Consider the following 785-nt stretch of genomic DNA (forward strand, 5'->3'; position numbering starts at 1 on the left):
GAGATTAAGGTAAAAATCCTTGATGAGCTAGGCAACACAAAGTCTATTATATACCAAGGAGAGCTACAAGCTAAAAGCGGATATCAAGCAAAACTATTTGCTAATAATGGAGAGAAGCTAGAGTTTGAAGCTAGTAGCGAAGTAGGCTTTAATGTAGGTATATTAAACGAAAACTATATCGCTAAAGGTATTTTAAACAGTGAGTATATAGTTTGCGTTGGTGATGGGGTAAAAAATGAGTTTAGCTTTAATGGCTTAAGCGTTAATAGCTTTAAAGAAGTTAGAATAGTCTTTGATGGCTTATATGAAGCAGTGTTTGCTAAGGATTATGAGCTAAATAGTGATAAGAGCGGAGTGGTATTTTATGAAATACCAGCTAATGGGCTAGAGTTTATAGTCTTTATAACAAAACAGGAGTAAAAATGAGTAGTTACGATATAAGCACAGGCAAGATAGATGGCAGCGCCATAGGTGGTAAGCTAAATCGCAGCGTTATAGCTCATACGCCAATACTAGAGGATAAAAATAGCACATTTTGGGGCTATGAAGGGGAATTAGTGGTGCTAAAAAATAGCGGTATATTGTGTCTAGTCTTAGAAGATATCAATGAAAATGATAAAGACACAATAGAAAATCTCAAAAATAGCTCTAAGATAATGTATCTAAGTAGCTTTATAGGAAAGGATGAGTAGTGAGTAGTATAGTAACTGATAGCAAAATTGATAAGCTAGATGAGCTAATAAGCTATCTAGATAGCACCTTGCCAAACAGACTAGCTGAATTGG

General features: G+C 35.0%; 2 protein-coding genes. Both read left to right on the forward strand.

The genetic code is table 11. The annotated features are described in order from the left end of the window. Positions 1–420 (forward strand): hypothetical protein (locus CCAL9328_RS10630; RefSeq protein ID WP_170000638.1); only part of this gene is annotated, 420 nt, incomplete at its 5' end. 2 nt (positions 421–422) lie between these two features. Further along, complete coding sequence (locus CCAL9328_RS10635; RefSeq protein ID WP_170000639.1) at positions 423–692, forward strand: hypothetical protein; 270 nt, start codon at positions 423–425, stop codon at positions 690–692. Positions 693–785 lie beyond the last annotated feature (93 nt).

This window comes from Campylobacter sp. RM9328, from assembly GCF_012978615.1.

Excerpts from the sequence above, each read along its gene's own strand:
- CCAL9328_RS10635 (WP_170000639.1), top strand. The coding sequence starts at position 423 with ATGAGTAGTTACGATATAAGCACAGGCAAGATAGATGGCAGCGCCATA.